The organism is Lacticaseibacillus kribbianus (genome assembly GCF_020180945.1).
Lineage (GTDB): Bacteria > Bacillota > Bacilli > Lactobacillales > Lactobacillaceae > Lacticaseibacillus > Lacticaseibacillus kribbianus.
Genome location: NZ_JAIPUL010000001.1, coordinates 394,325 through 419,892, shown reverse-complemented (window position 1 = coordinate 419,892; position 25,568 = coordinate 394,325). Strand labels below are relative to the sequence as shown.

23 protein-coding genes are annotated in these 25,568 nt (G+C 64.1%); 9 read left to right on the top strand and 14 right to left on the bottom strand.

The features are described from left to right. Nucleotides 1-152: 152 nt before the first annotated feature. The 4 genes from map to LE416_RS02025 form a co-directional block, all read right to left on the bottom strand. Entirely contained in the window at nt 153-947 is a 795-nt protein-coding gene (gene map, locus LE416_RS02040) for a type I methionyl aminopeptidase (protein WP_225046831.1), read from the bottom strand. Further along, nucleotides 944-1,852, bottom strand: a complete 909-nt coding sequence (locus tag LE416_RS02035; RefSeq protein ID WP_225046830.1) for an NAD-dependent epimerase/dehydratase family protein — start codon at nt 1,850-1,852, stop codon at nt 944-946. The genes map and LE416_RS02035 overlap by 4 nt, the downstream gene beginning before the upstream one ends. A 747-nt stretch (nt 1,853-2,599) precedes the next feature. Next, nucleotides 2,600-3,019, bottom strand: a complete 420-nt coding sequence (locus LE416_RS02030) for a GtrA family protein (RefSeq protein WP_225046829.1) — start codon at nt 3,017-3,019, stop codon at nt 2,600-2,602. Next, nucleotides 3,003-3,962, bottom strand: coding sequence for a YihY/virulence factor BrkB family protein (locus LE416_RS02025; RefSeq protein ID WP_420844375.1), 960 nt, complete (start codon nt 3,960-3,962; stop codon nt 3,003-3,005). The genes LE416_RS02030 and LE416_RS02025 overlap by 17 nt, the downstream gene beginning before the upstream one ends. A gap of 190 nt (nt 3,963-4,152) precedes the next feature. Between LE416_RS02025 and LE416_RS02020 the strand changes: the two genes are divergently transcribed. Both LE416_RS02020 and LE416_RS02015 read left to right on the top strand, forming a co-directional pair. After that, on the top strand, nt 4,153-4,902 hold the full coding sequence (locus LE416_RS02020) for an ion channel (RefSeq protein ID WP_225046827.1): 750 nt from the start codon (nt 4,153-4,155) through the stop codon (nt 4,900-4,902). A 558-nt stretch (nt 4,903-5,460) separates the two neighbouring features. After that, nucleotides 5,461-6,519, top strand: a complete 1,059-nt coding sequence (locus tag LE416_RS02015) for an LCP family protein (protein ID WP_225046826.1) — start codon at nt 5,461-5,463, stop codon at nt 6,517-6,519. A 151-nt stretch (nt 6,520-6,670) separates the two neighbouring features. Here the strand turns inward: LE416_RS02015 and LE416_RS02010 are convergent, their stop codons facing one another. The 8 genes from LE416_RS02010 to LE416_RS01975 all read right to left on the bottom strand — a co-directional run bounded on the left by LE416_RS02010 (nt 6,671) and on the right by LE416_RS01975 (nt 15,058). Continuing rightward, nucleotides 6,671-7,066: a hypothetical protein gene (locus tag LE416_RS02010; RefSeq protein ID WP_225046825.1), complete on the bottom strand. Its 396-nt coding sequence runs from the start codon at nt 7,064-7,066 to the stop codon at nt 6,671-6,673. Nucleotides 7,067-7,258: 192 nt separating this feature from the next. Beyond that, nucleotides 7,259-8,182 carry a type I pantothenate kinase gene (gene coaA, locus LE416_RS02005; RefSeq protein ID WP_225046824.1) on the bottom strand — a complete coding sequence of 308 codons (924 nt, stop codon included), beginning with the start codon at nt 8,180-8,182 and terminating at the stop codon, nt 7,259-7,261. 102 nt (nt 8,183-8,284) lie between these two features. Continuing rightward, on the bottom strand, nt 8,285-8,458 hold the full coding sequence (locus LE416_RS02000) for a FeoB-associated Cys-rich membrane protein (RefSeq protein WP_225046823.1): 174 nt from the start codon (nt 8,456-8,458) through the stop codon (nt 8,285-8,287). A gap of 17 nt (nt 8,459-8,475) precedes the next feature. Then, nucleotides 8,476-10,569, bottom strand: a complete 2,094-nt coding sequence (gene feoB / locus LE416_RS01995; RefSeq protein ID WP_225046822.1) for a ferrous iron transport protein B — start codon at nt 10,567-10,569, stop codon at nt 8,476-8,478. Continuing rightward, nucleotides 10,562-11,047, bottom strand: a complete 486-nt coding sequence (locus LE416_RS01990; protein WP_225046821.1) for a ferrous iron transport protein A — start codon at nt 11,045-11,047, stop codon at nt 10,562-10,564. The genes feoB and LE416_RS01990 overlap by 8 nt, the downstream gene beginning before the upstream one ends. A 477-nt stretch (nt 11,048-11,524) precedes the next feature. Beyond that, entirely contained in the window at nt 11,525-12,001 is a 477-nt protein-coding gene (locus LE416_RS01985) for an acyl-CoA thioesterase (protein WP_225046820.1), read from the bottom strand. A 3-nt stretch (nt 12,002-12,004) separates the two neighbouring features. Then, a complete protein-coding gene (gene helD, locus LE416_RS01980) occupies nt 12,005-14,290 on the bottom strand; it encodes an RNA polymerase recycling motor HelD (RefSeq protein WP_225046819.1) in 2,286 nt (761 codons plus the stop codon). A 597-nt stretch (nt 14,291-14,887) separates the two neighbouring features. Further along, nucleotides 14,888-15,058 (bottom strand): Tat pathway signal protein, encoded by a 171-nt coding sequence (locus LE416_RS01975; protein WP_225047818.1) that lies wholly within the window; start codon nt 15,056-15,058, stop codon nt 14,888-14,890. Nucleotides 15,059-15,113: 55 nt separating this feature from the next. Between LE416_RS01975 and LE416_RS01970 the strand changes: the two genes are divergently transcribed. After that, a complete protein-coding gene (locus LE416_RS01970) occupies nt 15,114-16,934 on the top strand; it encodes a monovalent cation:proton antiporter family protein (RefSeq protein WP_225046818.1) in 1,821 nt (606 codons plus the stop codon). 324 nt (nt 16,935-17,258) lie between these two features. On the opposite strand, the gene LE416_RS01965 is transcribed toward LE416_RS01970, so the two are convergent. Then, entirely contained in the window at nt 17,259-17,816 is a 558-nt protein-coding gene (locus LE416_RS01965) for a nucleoside/nucleotide kinase family protein (RefSeq protein ID WP_225046817.1), read from the bottom strand. Between the two features lie 237 nt (nt 17,817-18,053). Between LE416_RS01965 and LE416_RS01960 the strand changes: the two genes are divergently transcribed. The 5 genes from LE416_RS01960 (at nt 18,054) to LE416_RS01940 (ending at nt 23,389) form a co-directional block, all read left to right on the top strand. Then, nucleotides 18,054-18,518, top strand: a complete 465-nt coding sequence (locus tag LE416_RS01960; protein ID WP_225046816.1) for an RNA polymerase sigma factor — start codon at nt 18,054-18,056, stop codon at nt 18,516-18,518. After that, the gene (locus tag LE416_RS01955; RefSeq protein WP_225046815.1) at nt 18,508-19,410 is read left to right on the top strand and encodes a sigma factor regulator N-terminal domain-containing protein; all 903 of its coding nucleotides are present in this window, start codon (nt 18,508-18,510) and stop codon (nt 19,408-19,410) included. The genes LE416_RS01960 and LE416_RS01955 overlap by 11 nt, the downstream gene beginning before the upstream one ends. 1,286 nt (nt 19,411-20,696) lie before the next feature. Next, nucleotides 20,697-21,563 (top strand): AAA family ATPase, encoded by an 867-nt coding sequence (locus LE416_RS01950; RefSeq protein ID WP_225046814.1) that lies wholly within the window; start codon nt 20,697-20,699, stop codon nt 21,561-21,563. Nucleotides 21,564-21,595: 32 nt separating this feature from the next. Further along, nucleotides 21,596-22,312: a class I SAM-dependent methyltransferase gene (locus LE416_RS01945; protein WP_225046813.1), complete on the top strand. Its 717-nt coding sequence runs from the start codon at nt 21,596-21,598 to the stop codon at nt 22,310-22,312. Between the two features lie 171 nt (nt 22,313-22,483). After that, nucleotides 22,484-23,389 (top strand): proline-specific peptidase family protein, encoded by a 906-nt coding sequence (locus tag LE416_RS01940; RefSeq protein WP_225046812.1) that lies wholly within the window; start codon nt 22,484-22,486, stop codon nt 23,387-23,389. Nucleotides 23,390-23,438: 49 nt separating this feature from the next. Here the strand turns inward: LE416_RS01940 and LE416_RS01935 are convergent, their stop codons facing one another. Beyond that, nucleotides 23,439-24,590, bottom strand: coding sequence for a hypothetical protein (locus LE416_RS01935; RefSeq protein WP_225046811.1), 1,152 nt, complete (start codon nt 24,588-24,590; stop codon nt 23,439-23,441). A 138-nt stretch (nt 24,591-24,728) separates the two neighbouring features. Here LE416_RS01935 and LE416_RS01930 point away from each other — a divergent pair, with 138 nt between their 5' ends. Next, nucleotides 24,729-25,565, top strand: a complete 837-nt coding sequence (locus LE416_RS01930; protein ID WP_225046810.1) for an aminoglycoside 6-adenylyltransferase — start codon at nt 24,729-24,731, stop codon at nt 25,563-25,565. Nucleotides 25,566-25,568: the final 3 nt, after the last annotated feature.

The window sequence follows — 25,568 nt, the reverse complement described above, 5'->3', positions numbered from 1 at the left end:
TAGTCGGCCTTGAACCGGAATCTAAGCTGTCGTCCCGCCGTAGCCCGCGCCCCTTCGCCCTGGTTTCGTCGGGCTTCGCCCTGGTTTCGTCGGGCTTCGCCCTGGGTTCGTCCGGCATCCCAAAAAGGCCGCGCCACAGCGCGGCCTTACGGTTACAGCAGGTACTTGGCGTCCGCCACCGGATCCTGACTGGTCAGAATCTTCGGGCCGTCGTCGGTGATCACGATGGTGTGCTCGTACTGGGCACAATCGGAGCCGTCGGCGGTCACGTAGTACTCCCAGTCATCGCCGGGCAGGTCGTGCGCCTTGATTTTCCACGTGCCGGTGGTGATCATCGGCTCGATGGTGATGGTCATGCCGGCCTTCAGGCGCAGGCCGTGACCGGGCTCGCCGTAGTGCGGCACGTTCGGGCTCTCGTGCATGGTCGGCTGGATGCCGTGGCCGATCAGCTCGCGCACGTCACCGTAGCCGTTCTCGTCTTCGGTGTAGTGCTGGATGGCGTAACCGATGTCGCCGAGGCGGTTGCCAACGACCGCGGCGTCAATGCCCAGGTACAGGGCCTTTTTGGTCACGTCCATCAGCTTCTGGCGCTTCTCGGAAATCTTGCCCACCGCGTAGGTCCAGCAGGAGTCGGACATGTAGCCCTGCCAGTTGACCACGGTGTCGACGGCCACGATGTCGCCCTCCTTGAGGAACAGACCCTTGCGCGGCGTCGCGTGGGCGACCTCGTCGTTGATGGACACGCAGGTCGCGTACTTGTAGCCCTCGAACCCAAGCTCCGCGGGGATCGCCCCGTGGCTTTCGATGTACTCGCGGCCGACCTTTTCGATCTCCCAGCTGGAGATTCCCGGCCGGATGATGGCGGCCACCGCCTTGTGCATGCCGGCCAGAATGGCGCCGGACTTGGCCATGCCCTCAATTTCGCGTTGTGATTTTAATGTAATCAAAAACTTGCATCTCCCAATTCTAGGCTATCTGTGTGAAATGAATCCTTGATTATCTTACCACACTGCCAAGACATTGGCATCCGGCTCAAAAAGGCCGCCGCGTCGCGCTGCGCCGCCCGGGCCACCACGCCAAGCCCCGTGCCCAGCGCGGTGGGACAGGTCAGCCCAAGCGCGGCTACGGCCGAGACGTCCGCCTGGGAGGCTGCCACGTCCCCGGCGCGCGGGTCACCCCAAAGCCGTCGCAGCGGCACATTAAGCCGGCCGGCCAAAAGCGCCAGCACCTGGTTCAGGCTGGTGGCGACCCCGGTGCCGACGTTGACCACCACCCCGGCGGCCGGGCCGTGCAAAAGCCCGGCAATCACGGCGGCGACGTCCGAAACGGCCACGAAGTCGCGGGACTGCCCGCCGTCGCCGTGCACGGTGAACGGCAGCCCCGCGGCCAGCTGCCGCGCCGCGGTCGCCACCACCCCGCAGCCGCTCAGCGTCCCGTCGGCGGCCGGGCCGTACACGTTGAACAGCCGCCCGCACACCGCGGGCAGCTCGCTGGTCACCACGGCGCGTTCCGCCGCGTACTTGGCCACCGCGTACGGGCTCTGCGGCGCCACGGCGGCGGCCTCGCGCTTGGGCAGCCCCGGCAGGTCGCCGTACACCGCCGCCGAGCTGGCAAAAAACAGCTTGCGCACGGGATGCCCGGCCGCCTTCAGCTGCTCAATCAGCGTGAGGTTGGCCATCAGGTTGACCTGCGTGCTACCGACCGGGTCGGCCACAGTGGCCGGCACCGAGGCGTCGGCGGCCAGAAGCGCCACGTAGTCGAACCGCCCGCGCGCCGCCGGGTCCCGCAGCAGCCGCCGCACCAGGTGCCCGCCGATGAAGCCCGCGCCGCCTGTTATGAGGTAATTCACCATCGTTTTCTCCTTTTTGGGCTCTTTACTCTATCGTACCAGCTTGAGCCCGCAAAAAGCCACGCAAAGCCCGCCACGCGGCGCTTCGCGGGGTTAACCAAAGTCCCTGGGCGCGCAAAAAAGGCCGCCGCAACATTGAGCAGCGGCGGCCGCGCCGAAGCCACCGCACTCACACTGTGCGGTGGCTTTGGCCCTGTTTAGCTAGGTTTCTGTCTTCCTCTTACCGTGGTGGTCCTTGTGGTGCACCCACCGGTCCCGGCAACCGCGCTGCTGGCTCGTTTAGGAGTGGCGGTTGCCAGCATGCAGCCGGCGGGGTGGAGCGGGTCTCCCTGGTGTCCCCTCACTTAGTACCGGGGTTGCGACTAAAGCGTTTGCGCTTAAAAGCCGTGTGGCACAACACTGCGGCTTGGCAAGGGCAGCTTGACGGCGCGGTGCTAACCGCAACCTCAGGCCCGCGCGGTGGAGGGTGCGCAGCCACGGCCGTGGCTGCCTCCCCGTGCCAAGATAATCATCTGAGTGCATCTTAACACCATACCAGTTATCCGTCAACAATTTGCGTTCGCCCATTCAAAGGCGGAATTAAGTTCTAAGATACAAATACCAATTTTCGTTTTTCATTCCTGGTTGCGTGTCTCCCACCTCCTGGTCCACACGCAAAAGGGCGCCCGCGGCGCGTTTCCCAATCCGGGAAAACACGCCGCGAGCACCCCCACTGCAGGCGAAGGCCGACTGGCGCCCCCCTGCGCCGCCTCACTTGCGGCTTGCGAACACCAGCCACTTGCTCAGCGCTAAGTTAGCCACGACGACCACGACCTGTGTGACCAGCTTGGCGACCAGGCTGCCGGCACTCAGCCCCGAGATCAGCGCCCACATGCACGGGTAGTCCAGACCAAGCGAGGCGAGCCGGGCGGCGACGAACTTGGCCAGCTCCCACCAGGCGCCGGCGACCCCCGCGGCGGCAGAGCCGAAGACGTAGCGCCGGTTGGTGACGAAGGCAAAGGCGACGGCCGCAATCCAGGCCCAGGCGTTGGCCGCGGTCCAGCCCAGGTGCAGCCCGCGGTCAAACAGCGCGAAGATCGCGACGTTGACCAGCGTGGTCAGGCCGCCGAACCACAGGTACAAAAGCAGCTCGCGGTGCGCGGTGAACAGGCGCCTAATCGCGGCTTGCATTCGCTCGCCGCCTTTTGACGAAGTCGCGCACCTTGCCGCGCGAGTGGTGCAGCCGCCCGGTGAAGTACTCGGCGACCACCGCGTTGATCACCGCGCCGATCAGCCACATCATCGCGCTGAAGTTCAGCCACAACAGCAGCACCATGAACGTCCCGATGGTGCCGTACGAGTTGAACCGGCTGCCGAAGTAGCGCATGTACGTGGAGAACGCCTGCGCCAGCCCCAGCCAGGCCCCGATGGTGAAAACGGTGCCGGGAATGATGGACCAGAAGCGAATTTTGGCGTTGGGCAGGAAGTAGTCGATGCTTGAGATCACGAGGATCAGGGCGGCCAGGGTGACCGGCCAGCGCCAGGTGTTGAAGGTCTCAAGCCAGGCGTCGGACAGGCCAAGCAGCGGCACCAGCCACTCCAGGAACTGACGGCCGAAGGTGAACGCCACCATGATGGCGCCCAGGGCGACAATCATGACGAAGAAAATCATCATCGACAGCAACCGCTGAATGAAGAAGTTCTGCGGCGGCGTGACGCCGTACGCCTTGTTGAACCCGTTTTTGAGCCCGTCGATGCCGAGGCTCGCCGCCCACAGGGTGGCCACCGCCCCAATCGACAGCACCCCGCCGCTGGTGGACGCCAGCAGGTTGTGAATCACCGGGTTGATGAAGGCCATGATGTCTTCGGGAATCACCTGCCCGAGGTAGCCGCTCACCCCGTCGTAGTTGAGGCCGAACACCGGCAGCAGGTTCCCCAGCGTGATCAGCATGGGAAAAAGCGACAGCAGCGTGTAGTAGGCCAGAGACGCCGAGGTCGGCCCAAGCTCCGCGGCCATCACGCGGGTGAACACCAGCCGCCCCACCGCCTTGGCCTTGGCGCCGGCGGAGAGCTTCTGGCGGGCCAGCGGCAGCTGCGGGTCAAGCGGCGGCACCACCGCCGCCTTGGCCTTCACTGGGTGCTTGGGCCGCACGAGGCGCACGCCCTTGTCTTGTTCTTTCACCGCCGCCGTCCCCCTTTCAGTCTTGTTTTCATTATACCAGATTGCGTGGTGCCGGTTGTATTTTCCTTAAGGCGAGGCCCGGCGCGTGCGCGTCCGGGACGTGCGGGGCTATGATATAACACGATTAATGGGAGGTGATCGCATGCACCCAACACTTGAACGCTTCTTTCGCCTGTACAACCTCGCGCTGACCGCCGTGTCCGTCGGGGCCCTGATGCTCGTCGGTCTGGACTGGCTGAACTGGATTCACCTCAACGCCGTGCCCGGTCGCATTCTTTTGACCGTCATCCTGCTGGTGTTCGCCAGTGATTACCTCGCGCGCCTGCTGATGGCCCACACCAAGGCGCGGATGCTGGCCACCAACACCTTTCGCCTGTCCGCGCTGGTGCCGACCGACCGCGTGATGTCGCCGGCCCACCTGCAAAAGCTGGCCCACAGCGTGCGCACCGCGCGCCAGACCGTGAGGGCGCGCGTGCACCGCGCGCTGGCCGGCTTCCACCGCCGGCTGATGCGCTTCCTGCGCGGCGGCGGGCTGATCTACTACCTCGGCCTGTCCGCCGCCCTGATCCTGGTGGCCACGTTCGTCTACGCCTACGCCGAGCACACCGACTTTGCCAACGGCCTGTGGTGGGCGATTGTCACCGCGACCACCGTCGGCTACGGCGACATTGCGCCGCACACCCTGCTCGGCCGCACCGTCGCCGTCATCCTGATGTTCACCGGGATCGGGTTGATCGGTACCCTGACCAGTTCGATCACCGCCTACTTCACCCAGACCCCGCAGGCCACGGCAAGCCCGGCCGACGAGCTGCTCAAGTACAACCAGCTCTACTCGGCCGGCGTGATCACCAGGCCCGAACTCGAGGCCCAAAAGCGGCGCTTACTGCCATGACCAGGGCGGAGTGCGGCGCACTTAGGCCACCGGCTAGCGTAAGGCCAGGGCTTGGACCGCACTTTGGCCCAAGTGCTGACCTTAGCTGGACGAGTGGCCGTTGCCGCACACAGCCCGACGAACCAGGGCGGAGTGCGGCGCACTTAGGCCACCGGCTAGCGTAAGGCCAGGGCTTGGGCCGCACTTTGACCCAAGTGCTGACCTTAGCTGGACGAGTGGCCGTTGCCGCACGTAGCCCGACGAACCAGGGCGGGGTGCGGCGCACTTAGGCCACCGGCTAGCGTAAGGCAGGGCTTGGGCCGCACTTTGGCCCAAGTGCTGACCTTAGCTGGACGAGTGGCCGTTCCCGCACATAGCCCGACGAACCAGACCGACGTAAGGCCACTGCATGGCGCCTCACGCCCGTCAATCCCGGCACCGTCCCCACAGTCAAGCCCGCGTCGTTGTTGCAAGTCCCCCGTCATTTCTTAACATTTTCGTTACTTTACCGCGTCAATGAAGCTTTTTTCCCGGTAATCAAGTAAAATACAGGGAGCTAAAGGTTGGAGGATTATCCGTATGAGTAGGAGCAACACCCCGAACCCGTCACGCCGACGGGTCATCAAACTCGTGCTATTGGTCGCGCTGACGGCGCTTGCGCTGGTCGGCGGCTACGCGCTGCGGATCTACTCGCAGACCAAGACCGCGGTTGATTCAACGTTCGTCAAGACCAAGGAGACCACCAAAAAGACCACCGTGCACCTGGCGGACCGCAAGCCCATCAGCATCCTGCTGATGGGCACGGACACCGGTGCGTTCGGGCGCAGCGACACCGGGCGCACCGACTCGATGATCGTGGTCACCATCAACCCGCAACAGAAGCGCACGACGATGTACAGCATCCCGCGCGACACCCTGGTCCACGTGGACACCGCCATGTACACCGGCTTCACCAAGATCAATGCCGCCTACACCTTCGGCAAGGTCGACACCGCGATCAAGGCGGTCAAGGACCTCATCGAGGTGCCGGTCAACTACTACGTGCTGGTGAACATGGCCGGCCTGTCCAAAATCGTGGACGCGGTCGGCGGCATCGACGTCAACGTCAAGTTCTCCTGGACCGACGCCGACGCCAAGGGCTCCTTCACCAAGGGCCCCGCCCACCTGAACGGCGCCCAGGCGCTGGCCTACGCCCGCATGCGCCACGAGGACCCGCTCGGCGACTACGGCCGCCAGCAACGCCAGCAGGAAGTGATCACCCAGATTGTCAAGAAGCTGCTGTCCGCCAACACCCTGACCAACTACAAGTCCGTCATGGCGTCGCTGACCACCAGCATGCGCACCGACCTGACCTTCGACGAGATGGTCACCATCGCCGAGAACTACCGCGGCGCCGCCAAGACCATCAACAAGGAGATCCTTCAGGGCCTGGGCGTCTACATCAACCGCGGTGCCTACCAGGTGCCGTCCACCGCGGACCTGCAGAAGGTCTCCACGGCCGCCCGCGCCGAGCTCGGCCTCTCGCCGGTGGTGCTGAACAATTACAACACCAAGCAAAACGCGCTGAACACCGCCAACGGGTTCAACTGGAAGGACCTGAACAACCCGACCTACACCGTGTACGACCTCGGCAACTAACCGACCACAACGAACGGGCCTCGGCAATCGACTGATTGCCGGGGCCCGTTTTGATTTGACCAGTTTTGCCCGTGTCAGGTGGCAGCCCGCGGTTCGGCGCCGGGCGACCGTCCGCCCGGGCGTGGCTCACAATCAGGGCGCGCCGCGGTCCTCACAGCCACCCGCCGGGGCGCGCGGCCTGGCCGCGCCAGGCGAGCTCCAGCCGCCCCGGCTCAAGCGTCAGGTGGTACGCCGGGGCCAGGCGGAAGAACTCGCGCAGCGCCTCCGTGTCCTGCGTGAAGTAGCCGGCGTTGGCCACCTGGTTCACCTCAAGCGCAAGCTGGCCGGGCGCGGCCTGCGCCAGCTGCGCCGCCAGGGCCAGGTGGAAGGCCGCTGGCGTCAGCTGCCCCGTCGCCAGCCCCGAGGCCCGGTCCTCGTACACCACGTCGCCGTGCCAGCGGTCCGACAGCGCAAACACCATCGCCACCACGACGGGATCGGTCACCTCCACCCGCGGCACATAAGCCGCCAGCTGCGCATTCAGCTGCATCAACTCGACATCTACCATTCGGACGCCTCCTTTGGTTGCGGTCGGCCCACGCCAACCCCCTGCCCTTCAGTGTAGAAGCTAATCGCCGCGGTGCCAAATCTGGTGCTTGTGAAAAATCGCGCGCCTGACGTTGCCCCGGCCCCTGAACGCAAAGCGGCGGCGCCGCCCTCCGATTGGGAAGGTGGCGCCGCCGCTTGGTGCAGTCGGTCGCTAGAACTTGCGCAGGCTGACGCGGTCGATCACGTGCTTATCCGTTTTGTGCAGGATCACGTCCGCGCGGTTCTTGGTCGGCAGGATGTACTCGTTGAGGTTCTTCAGGTTGACGTCCTTCCAGACCTCGCGCGCCATCGCGAAGGCGTCCGCCCGGTCGCCGATCGCGTACTGGTAGTAGTAGTTGGTCGGGTCGGTGAAGGCGGTGTCCAGAAGCATCCCGAAGCGCTCGAGGTACCACTGCTCGATCAGGGCAGGATCGGCGTCGACGTACAGCGAAAAGTCGAAGTAATCGGAGACGTAGATCGGTGCCTGGCTCGGCAGCTGCAGGACGTTGATGCCCTCGACGATCAGGATGTCGGGGCGGTCGATGACCTCCTCCTCGCCGGGCACGATGTCGTAGATCTGGTGGCTGTACTTCGGTGCGCGGACGGTCCCCGACGCGTTTTTGACGTTGTTGAGGAAGTGGATCAACAGGTCCATGTCGTAGCTCTCCGGGAACCCCTTGCGGTCCAGGATGCCGCGGCGCTCCAGCTCGGCGTTGGGGTACAGGAAGCCGTCGGTGGTGATCAGCTGGATGCGCTTGTCCGGGTACGCGCGGGCCAACAGCAGCTGCAGCAGCCGGGCCGTCGTGCTTTTGCCCACCGCCACGGACCCGCAGATGCCGATGATGAACGGGTGTGGGTGGTGCGGCGCGGCCATGAACTGGCTGAGGTTGAACTCGGCGCGCTGGTAGTCGCGGTAGCGGATGTGAATCAGGTGGCGCAGCGGCGAGTAGATCGCCTTGACGTCGTCCATGCTGATGGCATCGTTCAAAGAGCGCAGCGACTCCAGCTCCTCATCGGAGACGCTGGCGAAGTTGTGGGCGTGGAAGGTCGACCACTCCGCGCGGCTGAACTGGTAGTAATTCATTAGCGATTGCATGATGTCCTCGATTGAATGGGGTCACGCCGAGGCGTGCCAGGGTGCGGGGAAAACGGTGCAGGAACCGGCCGCGGCAGCAATCGGGCTGCCGCGCGGTCGGCCTCACGCGTGCTTTTGGTTGTTGGCCTTCAGCCGCTGGGCCTGGTCGAACAGCGGGCAGCCGACGTCTTGGCACTTGCTGCAGCCGGCCGCCTTGCGCTTCTTGCTCAGAAACTGGGTGTAGACCACGGCGGCGACGGCCGCGACCAGCAAAACGGTGATGATGACAGTAGCCATAACGAGCTCTCCTTTTTTTACGCGAGTTGTTCCGAGGCGACGGGCCGCGGGCGCTTGAGCACCAGCCCGTACACAATGGCAGCAAGGGCCACCAGCAGGAACGCGAGGCCGAGGCCGTCGATGCGGCCGCCGACCAGCCGCGCGGACTGGTAAACCACGACGCTCAGCAGGTACGCGATGCCGGTCTGATAGCCGATTGCCATCAGCGTCCACTTGCGCTGGCCGAACTCCTTGTACATGGTGCCGATTGACGCGAAGCACGGCGCGCACAGCAGGTTGAACACCAGAAAGGCAAAGCCCCCCATCGGTGCGTAGGTCGCGCGCAGCTGAGCCGCAAAGTTGCCGGGGCCAAAGGCGATGCGCAGCGTCCCCACGCAGTTCTCCTTGGCGATCAGCCCGGCGACGGTCGCGACGGTCGCCCGCCAGTCGCCAAAGCCCAAAGGCGAAAACACCGGGGCCAGCAGGTTGCCGAGGTCCCGCAGCAGGCTCGCGTTTTGCGGGACCATCTGCAGGCGCCAGTTGAAGTTGCTGAGAAACCACAGGCCGACGCAGGACAGGAAGATGATGGTGCCGGCCTTGTGCACGAAGGCGAGCGAGCGCTGGCCGACGCTTCGGCCGAGGTTGCGCAGAAGCGGCCGGTGGTAGGCGGGCAGCTCCATCACGAACGGCGCGGGCGGGCCTTCGAACAGCCGCGTTTTCTTCAGGAACACGCCGGAACCGACGACGGCCAGCACCGAGATGAAGTAGGCGCTGGGCGCGACCCACGACTGGCCGGGGAAAAAGGTCCCGGCGACCAGCGCAATCACGGTCAGCTTCGCCGAGCACGGCATGAACGTCGTCAGCATGATGCTCATCTTCCGGTCGCGGTCCGACTCGATGGTGCGCGTCGCCATGATGCCCGGCACCCCGCAGCCCGTCGCAATCAGCATCGGGATGAAGGCCTTGCCCGACAGGTTGAAGCGGTGGAAAACCCGGTCCATCACAAAGGCGATGCGCGCCATGTAGCCGCAGTCCTCAAGAATCCCCAAACACAGAAACAGCATCGCAATCTGCGGCAGGAACCCGAGCACCGCCCCCAGGCCGCCGATCAGCCCGTCGACCAGAAGCGACTGCAGCGGCGCCGCGACGTGCCAGGCGGTCAGCCAGTGCGTGGCGACACCGGGCAGCCAGCGGCCGAACACCGTGTCGTTGAGCCAGTCGGAGCCAAGCGTGCCGACCGTCTGGATCGACAGGTAGTACACCGCCCACATCACCGCGGCAAAGATCGGCAGCGCGAACCAGCGGTTGGTGACGAAGCGGTCGATGCGGTCGGACGCCGTCTCCACGAAGTCGCCGGTGTCGACCACGCTCATCGCGACGACCCGGGCGATGAAATCGTACCGGGCGTTGACCATGATCGCGTCGGCGCGGTCGGCGAACAGCCGCTCGGCCGTCCGGATGGTCTGCTCGATGTCGGCCTGCTGCGCCGGTGTCAGCGCCACCGCCTTTTGCACGGCGGCGTCGCGCTCGAACAGCCGGATCGCGTCGAAGCGCCGCTCCCCCGCCGGCACCGCGGTCAGCTGGGCCTCAATCATGCCGATGGCCGACTCGACGCGCGGGTCGTACTCAGGGTACGGGTAGCGGCCGGATTCGCGCGCCGTCGCCGTGGCCACCAGGGCGTCCAGGTTGGTGCGGTTCAACGCCGAAATGCCGATCACCGGCACCCCCAGCGCGTAGCCGAGCTTCTTGAGGTTGATGGTGCGCCCCATGGACTTGAGCGCATCCATCATGTTCAGCGCGAGAATCAGCGGCCGCCCCGCCTCCATCACCTGCAGCGTCAGGTACAGGTTGCGCTCGAGGTTGGTGGCGTCAACCACGTTGATCACCTTGCTGGGATCCCCGTTCAGGAGAAAATCGCGGGTCACCAGCTCCTCTGAGGAGTACGGCGACAGCGAGTAGGTGCCGGGCAGGTCCTGCAGCGTGACGTCCGAGGCGGCTTTCAGCCGCCCGGCCTTGCGCTCGACGGTGACGCCGGGCCAGTTGCCGACCGCCAGGCGCGCGCCGGTCAGCGCGTTGAACAGCGTCGTTTTGCCCGAGTTCGGGTTGCCGATCAAGGCCAGGGTCTCACTCATCTGCCGCCATCCTTTCCACCCGCACCGCCAGCGCGTCCTGGCGCCGCAGCGTCAGCTTGTAGCCGCGGACAGCCAGCTCCAGCGGATCGCCCATCGGTGCGACGCGGATCAGGTGAACCAGCGTGCCGCGGGTCAGGCCCATGTCGAGCAGCCGCTGGCGCAGCTGCCCGGCCCCGTCGATTCGCCCGACCACCGCGCGCTCGCCGACGGGCAGGTCGGCCAGCGCGATCAGCGCCGTGTCGTCGACTTCGCGCAGCGGCGCGACCTGAACCTGGCCTGCAATCTCGTCGGACACCGCCAGCCGCTGGCCCTGAAAGAAAATCAGCATCCCCGAGGCGTTGCGACTGGTCTGAATCACCGTCAGCCGCTGCCCCGCGCGCAGCCCGAGCTCGGCCAGGTGCCGCGCCAGCGTCGGCCGCGCGGTCACTTGCATGATGAGAAAGGTTCCCGGGGTCACCACTTCGGTCAACGCTTGCATCACTGAGCCCTCCAAACTGTGCTAATTCGCTACGCCTATTGTAGCGTTTTCTTCCCCGTCTGTGGGCCTTTTGCACCAAAAAAGTCCACGTGTCACTTTGCTAGACATCTGTACCATAAAGGCCCCGGTTTCCCGGGGCCAGTCCGCACCTTCAGTCTAACAACCTGGCTCGACTGTTGTCAGAGGTGACCATCGCACCCATCCTTCTCACGTCGAAACAGCGAACGCGAGACCCAGTCACCTTACGCTCACGGGAGCGACCGGAGGCCCACGGGTCGGGGTGGGCCGTGAAAGAATCAGCGGCCCGGATGACCCGCGGGTCTTGCGGGGCATTCGCGCCGCTGATTCCGGCAAAAGATGAGACGACCACGAAGCCGAAGGCGCCGGGTCGGCTCATCTTTTAGGTTGGAGCCCGGCGGGCGGAAACCGGCCGCACAGCCCACCCCGACCCGTGGGCCGGAGGGCGCGGCAGACGGACTACTCGGTCAGGCTCAGGTCCACGCCGTCCAGGGTGTGGCGCCGGGCGCGGTTGGCCGCGGTGCGGGTCGCGTAGCCGGCGGCAAGGGCGACCAGCTCCGGCTCGTCCGCCTCGACCGTGGCGAGGTCCGGGCCCGGGTTGGCGACGAAGGTGGAGAAGGCCGTCGCAATCAGCGTGTGGGAGCCCGCATCCAGGTCCTCCTCGATCACCTTGGTGAAGACCTCCATCGAGCGGCGACCGACGCCGGTCACCACGCTGTGGAACTCGATGGCCTGGCCGAGGTGGCCGGGCGCCAGGAACTGGAGGTTGTCCAGCGCCCCGGTCGCCATGCCGCGCCGCGCCAGCCGGTGCGCGGCCACGCTTGCGGCCTCATCCAGCCAGTACAGCAGCTGGCCACCGTACAGGGTTTCGTGCTCGTTCAGTTGCGCCGGGAACACGCGGTGCGTGGTCACGGCCTTGGTTTCACTCATTCTCATGGCTTACTTCTTTTCGTATAAGGCGGCCGGGATGTCGGCCAGAAGCGGCGACAGGTCAGGCGTGGCAAAAATGGTCAGGCGGTGCATCGCGCGGCTGGCGATGGTGTACAGCAGCTCGCGCTCGTCCTCCTCGTGGAAGTTGGCCGCGTTGGCCTGCCAGAGGATCACGGCGTCGAACTCCAGCCCCTTGGCCAGGTAGGACGGCACGACGATCACCCCGGCGGCCAGGCGCTGGTTTTCGCTTTGGATCAGCGTCACCGGCACCCCGGCGGCCCGCAGCTCCTCATACACCTGCGTTGCCCCTTCCAGGGTCTTGGCGATCACCGCGGTGGTCTGCTTGGCCAGGTCGTCGATGTGGATCTGCTCAAGCATCGCTGAGACCAGCGCAGGCTCGGTGTCGCGCAGGTACACGACCGGCAGCGGCCCCTGGCGGTTGAACGCCTCGATCTGCTGGCCGGAGCGCAGGATGGCCTTGGTGAACTCGGTCACCTGGCGCGTCGAGCGGTACGACTGGGTCAGCTGCACCACGCGCGTTTTGTCCGGGTCGAAGAGCTTGCCGACGTCCTGGATCAGCGTGTGCGAGTCGGACTTGGTGAAAATCGCCTGGTTCAAGTCGCCGAGCAGCGTGAACTTGGCCTTCGGGAAGCTGGTCTTGAGGTACGCCAGCTGGAACGGCGTGTAGTCCTGGATTTCGTCGATGAAGACGTAGCGCATGTTCCGCTCGCCGTGGCGGCCAGTCATCAGGTCGTAGAGGTACAGGTACGGCGTCGCGTCGGCCATGGTCAGCTGACGGTCCCGGAACTGCTCCAGGAAAATCGCGGCCTGCTCGTCCCACTCGGCCTGCGTCAGCCCGAACGCGGCCAGGTCCACCGGCGCGTTCTTGAGGAACGCGACGTACTGGCCGCGGACGTTCAGGAAGTGGTTGCGCACGATGGCGGTCTGAATCTGCTTGAAGGCGTCCATCACGATCTTTTTGGCGAAGAACTTGTACTCGGCGTCGGAGTCCTTGAACTCGGCCGGACCGTTGCTCTGCAGCTCGCGGATGCGCTCGTCGGACAGGCCCTCGACCGCCTCTTGCACCCAGTCGGCGCGCATCTCGGCGTCGACGCGGTGGTTCAGCGCGTTGATCAGGCGCTCCTTGGTGGCGCTCAGGCGGTTGCCGAGGTGGTAGTTCTCGTTGTAGCTGTAAAAAATCTCGGCGATGCGGCGCTTGGAGAAGAAGACGCGGCCCTGGAACTTGATGTCGCGAAACTTCATGCCGCCCTGCTCCAGCGTTGCCGCGTAGGCCTTGGTCGCGGCGAAAAAGGCCAGGCTGCCCTTGAGGCGCGCAACCTTTTTGGCCGCCGGGGTCAGGCGCTGCTCGAACTGGGCGAACAGGTTTTGCACCTCGATGTTCGGCACGCGGCGCGTCACGTACTGGTAGTAGGTGAACTGCACCATGTTCTGCTCGCCAAGCTCCGGCAGGACGTTGCCGATGTAATCGGAGAACAGCTGGTTGGGGCTGAACATGATTACCTGGCTAGACGTCAGGTTGCCGCGGTAGCGATACAGCAGGTAGGCCACGCGCTGAAGCACCGCCGAGGTCTTCCCCGACCCCGCCGCCCCCTGCACGAACAGCAGGTCGGCCGAGGTGTCTCGGATGATCTGGTTTTGCTCGCGCTGGATGGTGGTCACGATGCTTTTCATCTGGGTGTCGGACTTCTCGCCCAGCACCTCGAGCAGCATCTGGTCGCCGATGGTCTCGGTGGTGTCAAACATCGTCTGAATCTGGCCGTCCTTGATCACGAACTGGCGCTTCAGGGCGACGTCCACGGTCTGCGGGCCGTCCGGCGTCTGGTAGGTGACCTGCCCCAGGCCGCCGTCGTAGTAAATCGAGCTGATCGGCGCGCGCCAGTCGTAGATCAGAAACTTCCCGCGCGCGTCGGTGAAGGACCCGAGGCCGATGTAGATGGTCTCCGGCTTCTCCTGGCCCTCCTGAAAGTCGATCCGCGCGAAGTACGGGTTGACCGTCAGGCGGCGCACCGTCGCCAGCAGCTGGGTGGACTGGCGCCACGCGTTGCCGCGCTCGTCGAGCATCTGCTGCTGCTGCTGAATGGATGCCGCCGTCTCGATGGCCTCGGCGTCGTTGCTGAGGTTGATCGAGAAATCACTGAAGAAGTTCTGATTCAGGTTCTTCTCCTCGGCCTTGGTGCGTTCAATCTCCTGGCTCAGCCGCTTATCGGCTTCGCCCAGCTGGCGCATGATGCCGTCGAGGTGTTGCTGCTCCAGTGCCTGTTCTTGATCTGCCATGGAAGAGGTCCCTCCTTGTTTCTAAATAAAAGCGTTGTACTATCTTACCATTAAAGGGCCGCAGAAACAACGGCCCAGAGGGGGAGCCCCGCCTTGCGTCCATTGGCCGCGGCCTCCGGGTTCCGGGTGGGGTGGGCTGCGCGGCCGGCCCGAGCCGCGGTCTCGGGCCTAGATTTGGCGCCGGAGTCGCTTCGCGCCTATCCGTCGCCAAATCTGCCGGGATAAGCCAAGCGAATGCCCCGCACAACCCGCGGGTCATCCGGTTGGCTTATCCTTTCGCTGCCCACCCCACCCGGAACCCTCCGGTCGCTAGATTGTGAAAAATCCCCTCACCGTAATGTTGTCATGCGCCGCGTCAAAACAAGGCAGCGTATAGTCCAACGATTGATATCGCTTCGGGCTCGATGGTCAAACAAACACCAACGAGGTTTGTCCGTCAGTTGGCGTGGCAGGTGCTGCCCGGTCTGTCCCCCTAGGTATCGAAACTCTCGTCGCAAACGCCACACCGGACATCCTTGGACACACCAGCACCGGGGATTAAACACGATGTAGCGGCCGGAGCCCGGAGGCCGCGGCCGCCACCACCGAAGCGCGCGGCTACCGCTTCTTGAACAGCGGCGTGTAGGCCTCCAGGATGTAGCCCACGGCGAGGCCGACGGCGACGCCCAGCAGGATTTTTTTGAACGGGAGGCTGACCAGCAGGCCGATCAGGACGCAGGTGCCGACGATTAGCGATTTTCTTGTCACGGACGAGCACTTCCTTTGTATTCGAGTATAATTGGCTTATCTTTGACTCACTATTATACCGGAGATGAGACCTGTTATGGAAAGCTTTTCGCTTGAGATCGTCCTGTTCGCCGCGCTGGTCATTCCGCTGGCGATGGCCAAGCTGCGCATCACCAGCACCCCGACCGCGGTGGCCGAGATTGTCGTCGGCATCGTGCTGGGCCAAAGCCTGCTGGGCTGGGTGACGCCGACCACCACGCTGACGCAGCTGCGCCAGCTCGGCGTGATTGTCCTGATCTTCCTCTCCGGCATGGAGATCGACTTCTCGCTGTTCAAGCCGGCCAAGCGCGACGGCCACATCGGCCCGGCCAAGCTGGCGATGCTGGGTTACGCGGCGGTGCTGGCGGCCAGCGCCGCCTTCGCCTGGCTGCTGGCGACGCTCGGGCTGTACACCCACATCGGCTTTGCCACCATCATCTTCTCGACCGTCGCGCTGGGCGTCGTGATCGCCGCGCTGAAGGAAAAGGAACTGTTGAGCAAGCCGTTCGGCCAGACGATGCTGTTGCTGGCGGCGCTGGGCGAGGTGGTGCCGCTGATCGCGCTGACCGTCTACGCCAGTCTGAACGGCTCGGCCACGCGCTCGGTGTGGTGGCTGCTGGTGATTTTTCTGGCCGCCATCGTGCTCTTGCTGCGGTTCCGGCGGCCGTACCAGTTCTTCGCCAAGATCGACAAGAGCACGACGCAGCTGGACATCCGCCTCGCGTTCTTCCTGATCATCACGCTGGTCACGATCGCCGAAAGCGTCGGCGCCGAGAACATCCTCGGGGCCTTTCTCGCCGGTATGGTGATGAAGCTGCTGCGGCCGCGCGAGGAGACGCAAGACAAGCTAACCTCCTTGGGCTACGGCTTCTTCATCCCGATCTTCTTCATCATGACCGGGGCCAACATCGACCTCAAGGCGCTGTTGAAGGACCCGCAGAGCCTGGCGCTGATTCCGGTGCTGCTGGTTGGCTTCCTGGCTGCCAAGCTGCTGCTGTGGCCGCTGCTGCGCCTGCGCTTCCGCCAGACCAACGCGATTGCCGGCACGTTCTTGATTTCCACCACCATCACGCTGGTCATCCCCACCCTGACCGTCGGCCGCAGCCTGGGCATCGTCTCCACGCAGCAAAGCGGCGCCTTCACCTTGGCGGCGATCATCACCTGCATCACCTGCCCGATCCTGTTCAACCGCTTCTACCGCGCGGAAAAAGAGGACTTCAAGAAGACCCGCGTGCACTTCATCGGCACCAACCTGCTGACGGTGCCGATCGCCCAGCAGCTGTCGCGCGGGCTGTACGACATCACCCTGTACACTGACGACCCGGAGAAGTTCGCGACCTACAACTCCGAGGCCAATGTCGTCAAGCTCGCCGGCCTTGACCGGGCCGACCTGGAGGCGGCGCAGGCGTTCGACTGCGACATCCTGATGCTCGCCTACTTCGACCACGACAAGAACTACCAGCTGGCCCGCACCGCCATCGCCGCCAAGGTGCCGCGCATCATCGCGCGCTTCGAGGCCAAAAACGTCGAAAACGCCCAGTACGACGAGCTCGCCGCGGCGGGCGTCGAGGTCTACAACACCTTCGAGGCCAACATCTCGATGCTGCGCAGCCTGATCGAGACCCCATCCACGCTGAAGATGCTCGAGGACACCACCGCCGGCATCTTCGAGATCACCGTGCGCAACCGCCGCTTCACCGGCCTGGAGGTCAAGAACCTGCCGTTCATCGACGCGATCACCATCTCGCAGATCTACCGCGACCACGCCTTCATCGCCCCGCACGGCGACACCCAGATCCACCTCGGCGACCACATCATTTTCTCCGGCGACAAGGCGGCGATTGCCGACATCCGCCGGCAGCTGGAACTGGCGAACTGAGTCTTGTGCAATCCGCTGAGCATGCTATCATGTGACGTATAGAAAAGAGGGATACCATGGCTAAATACACCGTTGAACTGAGCGAAGAAGACCTGAACATGATCAAGGACTGCCACTCCAAGAACCCGTCCATCATGAAGGCAATGAACGAAGCAGTCGAGCAAAAGTAACCGACCTGCCCACTGCACCAAAGAAGGCGCGCCCTCTCATCATCGAGAGGGCGCGCCTTCTTTGCGTGGCCAATTGCTGCGTCTGTTGCCGATTCGGTCGGTGGCACCGCTGCCTCACCACCCGGCCCGCACCACCGGCGCTTCGGGGTCGTCATTAGCAATCACGATGGCGCCGTCCAGCGGCCGGTCCACTGCCAGGTAGCGGCGGTACACCGGCAGGTAGCGCCTTTCGTACAGGGTCATGATGTCCGCCCCGTACAGCGGCACGTCGCGGGAGCGGCCGCACGTTTTGGCCCTGCGCCCAATCCAGCACGTGCAGGTCGGCGTGAAGCGCGCCGGTTGCGGCAAGCGGCGCCAGCACCAGCGCGCACAGCCGCTTGGCATCAAAGGCCCGCGCGTAGAAGGTCTCGACCTCCGCGCCAGCCACCGCCTCGTCCCACGTCAGGCTGGCCAGCGGCCGGTGAAAATCATCGTAGTTCAGCACGCACACCGGCTGCCCCGCCGCCTGCAGCGCCGCGGCCAGGTCGTCGGCCAGGCGGGTCTTGCCCGAGGTGTAGGCGCCGCTGATGCCGACCACTAGCGGCCTGCGCATCCCCGCCTGCGCCTGGCGGGCAATCAGCTGCTGCGCCAGGGCGGCAAGCACAGTGGCGCGGGCGCTCGGCGCACCACTGCTTGAAGCGGCGACATCATGATCACTGATAGGTCGACTCATACGCACCTCCTGGGCCGCGCAGTCGCGGCCCCATGCATTATGGCATTGCGCCCGCGACTTGACAACGCACAGACCTGCCCAACCGATTGCCAAGCGCGGCCGGACGTGTCATGCTGAAGGCAATTCAACAAAGCCGGAATCTTGCAACACACCGCAGTCAAAATTTTTGCGCGCGCCTGTCCCCTTTGGCCGGGGCTGCGCGTCTTATGGGTGAGGGCAAGGAAAGGAGGGATGGGGATGGTGCAATCCGGGTTCGACGACCACCTGCTCGCGCTGGGCAAGCGCGTTATCGGGCTGCTGGTCGCGCGCGGGGTGCCGCAGGCCGACGCCGAGGACGCGGTCGGCGCGGCGTTCGAGCGCATCTACTTGCTGCTGCCGACGCTTGACGTCCAGAACCTGGACGGCTGGTTCTACCGCGTCGCGCTGAACGCCTACCTCGACGGCCTGCGCCACCGCCGCCGCGAGGAGCTGCGCGACACCGCGCCGGAAGCGCCCGCGGCTGCACCCGAGCGCTTCAGCGCGCTGGTGGCCGCTGCCCCTCCCGCAGACCGCGAGCTTTTGGCCCTCAAGTACTACTACGGCTTCTCGGCAGTCGAGATTGCCGCCGCCCTGAACCTGCCGCCGGAAACGGTGAAAAAGCGTCTGCAGCGCGCGCGTTCGCGCCTGCGCACAACCTTGGAGGAGGATAACCATGGATCTTGAGCAAGCCCTGCGCCGGGCCAAGCGGCGCCAATTCGGCAAGAGCTGGGGCGCGGCCCTGATTGCCGTCATCGTTATCGGCGGCCTGGCAGGCCTGACCGTCAACCGGCTGGCGGCCTGGCAGATGCAGCGCACCTTCGATCAGCTGCAGGTCTACCACCAGGTTGCAGAGCCCAACGTCACGGTCGGCTCCGAGATGCTGCAAAACGGCGGCCTGGCCTCCGGCAACGTGGTGACCGTCGAGTACAAGGAAATCGCCGGCATCCCCGTCCCGTGGCGGACCTTGACCAGCCACTTCTCTCCTCAATCGTACCAGCTCGACGACACGCTTCGCGAGCGCCACGCGCTGAACTTCAGCGCCAACAACAAGCAGCCGGCGCAGTCTTACACCACCGGCACGATGCAGAAGGTGGCCAATTTTTACAGCAAGCCCACGGGCGTGACCGCCAACGAGGGACTGAAGCTGGCCGGCATGACCGACACCTACGCGGAACTTGCGGTGACCTTCACCTCGGCCAAGACGCTGGCGGCCGTCAAGCGCTGGCTGCCCAAGAACGTTCAACTGCGCTGGGGCTACATCCTGGACGATCCTAGCACGGACGGCAACGGGCTGGACAACATCGCCGATCCCCTGGGCGTCGACCTCACCGTGCCGCTCGACTACAAGGATTGGCGCGGCTACCTGCGCCAGTACTGGCAAGGCCTCGACCCCCGCTACGCCAACACCAAGCCCTACCTCACGGCGATGAAGGCGACCAACCAGACGGTCCGTTTCAGGGGCGTGACCGTCACCGGCAGCGCCAAGGCGCTGGCCGCGGTGGCCAAGCTGTCGGGAGTCGCCGGCACCAGCGTCGGCGTCAGCGTGCAGCCCGCGCCCTACCAGAACGTCGGGTGAGTTCAGCCTCCGCGGACAGCCGAGTGCGGGGGTAATCTGGCAATCCGCATGGCGTGCGCGCCGCAGATGTCATTTCCCTCTCATTTAAGAAAGTTGCGCGTTTTCACAAAAATTCGGGCGGTTATCCCTGTTGTTACGCAGATTCACAAACTTTTGCGAATTATTTTCATTCCGTATTCTGTGACAAACATTAAAAAAGGCGGGTCAACCTGCCGATTTTGTTGGCGCAATTGATGGCGGCGGTCTCATTAAGAAACCGCCGCCATTGCTTGTCTGTCTTGGACTCGTGTTTTCGATTCTTGAACACCGCGGCCGCAATCCGGCGTGGGCCGGCGAGACGGCGGGCGATTGGCCCTTACAGCCCCGCGATCTCCGCACTTTGTGGTGACCGGGTGGGAACTCTCATAATGGCCAAATAATGAGAAGCCGATCCAATTGCCCATGTTTTGTTATATTAAAGCCGGGTGACCGGATTGCGAAAGTCTGCCCATCGAACGCTTAGACTCGCCGAAATTTTCAGCAAATAAGAGGCCCAACGCTGCTCAATTTCTTAGCTAATGCTTACCGCGCTCTTCTTGCTGCAGATCCCCCCACTGGTTAAGATAGACTTGTAAACAAGGAAGTCGCAAGACATCTCACAAGTAGGAGGAAAACGAATCATGATTTTGGCTGCGTTCGGTGTTATTGTTTTAGGATTGGTTGTCGTTGCTAGTGACCAGAGGATTGATGATGTTCAAACCCCTGACAGCCTTCAGCCACAACACTAGTCTGACTGACTGCACCGAAAAAGTCGCCCGCGGGCGACTTTTTTTGTGTCCAGGGCGAAGCAAGGCGCACTTAGCGGATCGAGCAGCGTAGGGCTGGCCCTTGAGCCGCACTTTGGCTCGAGGGCTAGTCCTAGCTGGTCGCATCCGCGTTGCCGCGCGTAGCCCGACGATTCAGGGCGAAGCCGCGCGCACTTAGCGGGACGCCTAGCATAGGGCAAGCACTTGAAGCGCACTTTGCTTCGAGTGCTTGCCCTAGCTGGGCGTTCCCGCGTTGCGCGGCGTAGCCCGACGACCCAGGGTGAAGCAAGGCGCACTTAGGCCACCGCCCAGCGTAAGGCTGGTGCTTGAGGCGCACTTTGCCTCGAGTGCCCGCCTTAGCTGGGCGAGTGGCCGTTGCCTTGCGTAGCCCGACGATCCAGGGCGAAGCAAGGCGACCTAGCCCGCCACCGCCCTTCCTCGCCACCTCGACGCCACGTGAGAAATTGCGTAGAATGAAGGCATCAACCAGCGGAGGTCGCCATGCAGTACCTAGAAAGCTTCACCCTCGCCAGCGAGGACCAGGAATGGGAATTTTTCGTCAAGGAGGCCAAAAGCCGCGCCTACACGGACTACTACCCCTTCCAACTGTTCCCTAATAAAGAAGTGCCGCCGCTGCGCTTCGCCGACATCACGATTCTGTACGGCAACAACGGCGCCGGCAAGTCCACGCTGCTCAACGTGATCGCCGAAAAGCTCGGGCTGGCCCGCAACGCGCTGTACAACCGCTCGGCCTTTTTCGAGTCGTACCTCGCGCGCTGCGACTACCAGCTGGCCAGTCCCGTGCCCAAGGGGTCGGCGATCATCTCGAGCGACGAGATCTTCAACTACATGCTGGACACCCGCGCGCTGAACCAGGGCATCGATGCCAAGCGCGACGAGATGTTCGAAGATTACCTGAACCACAAGTTCGGCACCTTCGAGTACCACGACCTGAGCGACTACGACGAGCTGAAAAAGACGCTGGAGACGCGGCGCAAAACGCAGTCGCGCTACGTTCGCGAGCACCTGCACCGAAATGTCACCGAGCGCTCCAACGGCGAGTCGGCGCTCGCGTATTTTGACCAGAAGCTTCAGGACAACCACCTCTACCTGCTGGACGAGCCGGAAAATTCGCTGTCGCCGTCCCACCAGCAGGAACTCGTGCGCATGATCGGCGAAAGCGCGCGGTTTTTCGGCTGCCAGTTCATCATCGCCACCCATTCGCCGTTCGTCCTCGCGCTGCCGGGCGCGCGCGTCTACGACCTCGACCACACGCCGGTGGCGGTGCGACCGTGGCAGGCGTTACCGGAGGTGCGCGTGTTCGCCGAGTTCTTCCGGGACCACGCGCGGGAGTTTGAGGACGATTGAGCACCGGTCACGGCACGACTAGGAGGTCTACCATGTCCAACATTGAGCAGTACCATCAGTACGTGTACGACACCCCGTGGGGCGCGATGTTCTACCGCCTTTTGTGGGAACAGCTGGATTCTCAGGTACCCGACGGCGCGCGCGTGCTGGACTTCGGCAGCGGCTTCGGCCACACCGCCAAGCACCTCGCGGCCCGGGCGCAGGTCACTGCGTACGAGCCGGATGCGCGGATGCTGGCGCTGGCGGAAGGCGGCTTCACCCAAGCGTCAGGCGACTGGCAAGCCGCGCTTGGCGACCCGCGCTTCGACTGGATTCTGCTTCACAACGTCCTGGAGTACGTGCCCGACCCGACCGCGCTGGTCGGCGCGCTCGGCGCCCACCTCGCACCCGGCGGCCACTTTTCCATCGTGCGGCACAACCGACTGGGGCACGTCTACGCCGCCGCGGTGCTGAGCGACGATCCCGCCCAGGCGCTTGCGACCTACGAGCAGGCGCCCCTGGCCTCGCAGTCCTTCGGCGACATGAACCTGTACGACAACGACCAGCTCAACGCCTGGCTGGCACCGACTCAGCGCATCACGACGGTCTGGGGGTTGCGCACGGTGTTCGGCCTGTCCGCCAACAGCGGCGTCAAGGCCACCGCGGCCTGGCAAGCGCAGATGGCGGCGCTGGAGCGGAAGCTCGCGGTGGATCCGATTGCGCGCGAAACCGCGTTCTTCCAGCACGTGGTGACGAGTGCGCAGGCGTAACCGACCTCACACAGCCGACAAAAAAGCGCAGCTTGCGGACTGCGCTTTTTTCGCGGCAATATGCCTATTCCTGATCAGGTGCCATTGTATCACCCGTCACGACGCGGCTTCTAGCATTTCGATTAATTAGTGCTAGAATATGAGGTATCTCTTAGAAAAGCGGTGACTGTAATGAAGCAAGGAACCACCATCTTGACGCTTGATAACGGCTACCACCTGTGGACCAACACGCAAGGACAGGGCGACATCCACCTGCTTTGTCTGCACGGTGGCCCCGGCGGCAACCATGAATACTGGGAAAACTTCGGCGAGGAGCTCGCCGACCTCGGCGTTCAGGTTCACATGTACGACCAGCTCGGCTCATTTTACTCCGACCAGCCGGACTACTCCGACCCGGAGATTGCGGCCAAGTACCTGACCACCGACTACTTCCTCGGCGAGGTCGAGGAGGTCCGCCAAAAGCTCGGGCTCGACCACTTCTACCTGATCGGCCAGAGCTGGGGCGGTGCCTTGACCCAGCTGTACGCGCTGAAGTACGGTGAGCACCTCAAGGGCGCCATCATCTCCAGCATGATCGACAACATCGACGAGTACGTGGTCAACATCAACCGCGTGCGCGAGGAGGCTCTGCCGCCTTCCGCCGTCAAGTACATGCAAAAGATCGAGGCCGAGGGCAACTGGAAGGACGCGCAGTACCAGAAGTACGTCGACATCCTGAACAAGGGCTACGTGGACCGCAAGCAGCCGCCTGCCATCTCCCACCTGATCGACACCACCGGCACGGCCGTCTACAACGCCTTCCAGGGCGACAACGAGTTCGTGGTCACCGGCAAGCTGAAGGACTGGGACATCCGCGACCAGATCCACAACATCACGGTGCCGACTCTTTTGACCTTCGGCGAGCACGAGACCATGCCGGTCCGCTCCGCCCAGCGCATGGCCGAAGACATTCCGCACGCGCGTCTGGTCACCACCCCCGACGGCGGCCACCACCACATGATCGACAACGCACCGGTGTACTTTGCACACCTCAAGCAGTTCATCTCCGATGTCGAAAACGGCACCTTCAACGATTAGCACTCAAAAAGTCAGCCGCAGCGGCTGACTTTTTCGTTTCTATTCAGGGTCACACCCCATCCGGCCACTGCGCGGCGTGGATGAAGTAGGTGCCGTCGCCGGGCAGGTTGGAATCGGCCTGGTCGTCGCTTTGGCCGTTGGCCTGCTCGGTGGTGTACTGGTTGTGGAACACCCGGAACTTGTGGCCGTCGACGCTGAGCTGCCAGGACTGCTCCATCGCGTACTCCGCGGTGTTCATCGACGGAATCACCTTGGTGTACACCATGATGCCGTTTTGCAGCAGTGGCAGCGAGGTCAGGGTCTTCGGGTTCGCCAGCTGCTTCTTGGTCAGCCCCAGGGCCTGGCCGACGACCGCCTGCTCGTGTTCAAAGGCCGGGACGTTCACGTTGTTGTTGAAGTTGCCCAGCTGCGCGTCCGCGCCCTTGAACGCCACCGGGAAGGTCTTCGGGTCCACCCGGCTGTGGGCCGTGTAGTCCTCGGCCTTCCTGCTCCCGAACTCGATGTCCAGGTTCAGGTGGGCCAGCTTCTGCCAGCTCGTGTCCTTTTGCGGGAAAACGAAGACGTAGACGATGAAGTACCCCTTGCCCTTGGACGACACCGGAATCAGCATCGGGTGCCCGAACTTCACCCCCTGCGTCGCCTGGTAATACTGCTGGTCGTCCGGCACCAGCGCGAAGTACTTCTGCGGGTCCTTGATGCCGTAGCTGCCGGCGCTTGGGTTGTCGGGCCCGCGGCCGTTGTAATCCTTGGTGCCGGCGAGCGACCCGGCAACCGGCGCCTCGCTTTGCAGCCCGCTCATGCCGCTGCCGCTTGTGACCATCCGAAACTCGCGCGTGATGTCGGCGCGGTCGGCCTTGAACATGTCGGGCGTCGTCATCAGGTGGTCGCCCAGCACGGCGGTCCAGTACCAGGCGTTGGCGCCCTTCTGGTGCTTCAAAAACGCCGCCTGAATCTTGGCCGCGTCGTGGGTCTTGCCCTTGGGCGCCATGTGCTCGTCGTAATACGCCTCAAGGGTCCGCTTGACCTTCGCGGCGGTCGGCGGCGTGCTCGGCATGCCCTTGCGCGCGCGCTGGCTCAAGTCGACGTACGACGGGTCCTTGGGCTCAACGAACGTGGTCTTGGTCGGCTGGGTGCTGCAGGCCGCAAGCCCCACCAGGGCGGCGGCAAGCGCCAGCCCCTGCGCGATGTGTCGAAAATGCATTGGTCTCCTCCGTTGTTGCCGATAATCGGCGGCCGTCGCAGCGGCCGCGTAGGTTCCAGTGTACCGCGGCGAAACGGGGTTTACAATCGCCGGCTCGGGGTCCATCTTATTAGATAAACAGGACAACAGGAGGCAATCATGACAGATCTTGACCGCATCATCGCACTGGCCGAAGCCGACGCCAACGTCGTCGCCATCGGCACGGAGGGCTCAAGCAACAACCCCGACTTCCACGCCGATCCGTGGGTCGACCTGGACGTGTCGATTTTCGTCACCGATCCGGCCCAGGCCGACGGCAACTGGTGGATCCACCAACTCGGCGAGCCCACGCTGGTGCAACACCTGGCCAACGAGGCGCTGTTCGGGGCCGCCAGCCACATCTGGGACACCTACCTGACGCGCTACTCGGGCGCGCGCCGCGTCGACCTGAAAATCGCGCCGGCCGAAGACATCGCGGTGTACCTGGCCGACGACAAGCTGAACGCCCTGGTCTGGAAGCGCGAAGCCGGCCGCCTGCAAAAGGCTAGCACCGACGCGTCCAGCCACTGGGTCGCAGTGCCCGACCAGGTGGCGCTCAACGCCTGCGCCAACGAGTTCTACTGGTGCCTGGGCAACGTCGTCAAGGGCGTGGCGCGTGGGAACCTGATGTACGCCAACGAGATGTTCAACCGCAATGCGCGCCCGATGCTGATCGACATGCTGGCCTATCGCGAAACCGCCAAGGACCACGGCCGCTTCGACGCCGGGGTGTGCGGCAAGTACACCTGGGACCGCCTGACGGAGGCGGAGCGCACCGCGCTGGCCGCCACCTACCAACAGGGCGACCTGGGCGCCATCGCCGCAAGCATCCAGGCCGCGCTCACGCTTTTTTCCGCGGTGTACGCCCAGGTTCAGCAGCTGACCGGGCTTGCGCCGATGCCCTACCTGGACTCCGCCAAAGCGCAGTTCGACCAGTGGCTGGCCGCCCTGGCCTAGCCA